This window comes from Pseudomonas sp. GW822-FHT02D10, from assembly GCF_058802345.1.
In genome coordinates this window covers 1-2,118 of record NZ_JBXAOB010000033.1, presented here as the reverse complement: position 1 = coordinate 2,118, position 2,118 = coordinate 1, and the positions used below count along the sequence as shown (strand labels likewise).

Below are 2,118 nucleotides of genomic sequence, written 5' to 3'. Positions count from 1 at the left end.
TGCCCGTTCTACTACCAACTCGACCACCTCGGTACACCGCAGGAACTGACGGATTACGGTGGCGAAATCGTCTGGTCAGCGACCTACAACGCCTACGGAAAACTCGCCAGCCTGAAGCACTTCGGCGAAGAACAGCTTGAGCAGCCGTTGCGCTTTCAGGGGCAGTACTTCGACGTTGAAAGCGGCCTGCATTACAACCGGCATCGCTACTACAATCCGGACATTGGCCGCTACCTGACGCCCGACCCGATCAAGTTGGCGGGCGGGATCAACGGCTACCAGTACACCCCGAATCCAACGGAGTGGGTGGATCCGTTGGGATTGAACAGCTGCCCGGGCGGGGGCGGGTGCAAGCAGACGTTTGGAGTGGAAGACCCGCCGGGGAAGACGCGGGTTGATGAGGGTGAACCGAACGTTCCAAAGCCGAAAGGGAAGCCTCAAGACTTTGGAAGTGAGGAAAAGCTTAAAAAACATTACGAAAAACACGGCGCGGAGTTCGGCGCGCTGAGCAAAGAGGAGTATTCGCTTATAGCTCACGATGTTGTGAATCAGGGAACTCGCGTTGATTACAAGTATCAGGGAGAGATACGTGCGGGTTACTTACAGCTAATGGGTAATAGTCGTAGAGGTGAAGCGAAATTTGCTTTTGTTGGCACAAACAACAATAAGGAAATTACGACTTTGCATACAAAAAGCGGGAAGGATTTCTGGAGAACTATAAACGGTGATGCACACGACAAGGTGGTGAGGCCCTCGTATGAGTAAAGCAGAGCGTGCTTTGGTAATCGCGATAAGTAAGGCAGTTGAGGAAGAGGTTGTACTACTCGTTAACGGTACTCTCGTTAAGTGTTTTATGAGTTATTGCCCCGGAAATTTTGAGGTGGGAGGAAGCTATAACGTTGAGATGGACATGGTCCTTCCTGATGACGACTTTATTGTGATGGCTGAAGAAAAAGAGTCCCTGGTTGAAATGTGCGGTGAGGGCTTTTCGTATTTTCTCTATGGATTTTTGGATGGGGGTGTCTTCAGGTCATTCATTGAATTTTCGGATCAGGATATTCACTACGAATACCCTTCGTTCAATGAGAAATTTGTAAGGATTAAAGTAGATCGGATTGATGTGGCTTTCTGCAGTTAACGCAGACGGATTTATTTGCCTACGACCGCTTCGCGCTCGATTGCGGGCAAGCCACGCTCCCACGGGGTTGTGCGTTTTCTATGGGAGCATGGCTGCCCCGCGATAGCGGTCGGTCAGGCGGTGAAGTTTCTGGGCAAACTCGTCGGAGATTTCCCGCAGGTTGTGGCGGTGTGCATGAACTGGTGCGTGATGGGCTTCATCAATAGTCTTTGGGCTGTCACTGCAAATTCAGTGACAGGGTGTGGAAGCCTTTCTATCGTTAGGCGCACAAAGCGCCACCAGTTCGGCGTTTTTTTATCGTCTGAGTTTTATGGTGGCTGTGCGCGGGGCGCTTTCGAGCGCGCCGGGTGCCTAACGTCCCGGTCTTCCACACCTGCGTACAGCCGCCACCTATTGCGTGGAAGTGATGTCTGGCGGCTTCAATCCATACGTTAGGAATCAGAACAATGAACACCTACAACCCCGATCCACCCTACGTTCCCCCAACGTCCCATCCCTCCAACCGCTACATGGCCCTCACCAGCAACTGCTGTGACATGCCGACTCTGTTCGTCGATACCCACGCACCGCTCGATATCTTGCTGGATGCGGCCGGTTATCGCATTCGTGCCGTAACGCAGGTGCTGGAGAACCTGGCGATGCGGGGCGAGATTGCCAGTGATTCGGTGATTTTGAATGACTTCGCGTTGCTATGCGCCATCCCGTTGCGCGATGGTTGTGATCTGTTGGATGTGCTCGGGCGGCGGTTGCCAGAGCCCGTTTCGGATTCAGTCAAGTAGGGTGTTCCGTATGGCCTGTCTGCTTCTCGATTCTGCGACATGTTTTTCACGAATCGCTCACATCCTGAAGCGCAGATTGAGCTGACAAAAGGATTTGACCCCATCAACAGAGAGCCCGCCATGTGCGTAATGCTGTTCACTTAAGCATTTGAGTCCACGCCGGGCTTCCTAGAAAATCCGATGCCAGATCTCTGGCATCGG

3 protein-coding genes are annotated in these 2,118 nt (G+C 52.6%); all 3 read left to right on the top strand.

Annotation, left to right across the window (positions count from 1 at the left end; translation table 11 throughout):
* Positions 1 to 765, top strand: a 765-nt coding sequence (locus tag AC1RPZ_RS27290) for an RHS repeat domain-containing protein (protein WP_493141012.1), incomplete at its 5' end; no start/stop codon positions are given.
* Positions 758 to 1,138: a UCP019853 family protein gene (locus tag AC1RPZ_RS27285; RefSeq protein WP_493141010.1), complete on the top strand. Its 381-nt coding sequence runs from the start codon at positions 758 to 760 to the stop codon at positions 1,136 to 1,138. The genes AC1RPZ_RS27290 and AC1RPZ_RS27285, both read left to right, overlap by 8 nt.
* Before the next feature lie 446 nt (positions 1,139 to 1,584).
* Positions 1,585 to 1,917 carry a hypothetical protein gene (locus AC1RPZ_RS27280; protein ID WP_493141009.1) on the top strand — a complete coding sequence of 111 codons (333 nt, stop codon included), beginning with the start codon at positions 1,585 to 1,587 and terminating at the stop codon, positions 1,915 to 1,917.
* Positions 1,918 to 2,118 lie beyond the last annotated feature (201 nt).

Excerpts from the sequence above, each read along its gene's own strand:
- AC1RPZ_RS27285 (WP_493141010.1), top strand. The coding sequence starts at position 758 with ATGAGTAAAGCAGAGCGTGCTTTGGTAATCGCGATAAGTAAGGCAGTT.
- AC1RPZ_RS27280 (WP_493141009.1), top strand. The coding sequence starts at position 1,585 with ATGAACACCTACAACCCCGATCCACCCTACGTTCCCCCAACGTCCCAT.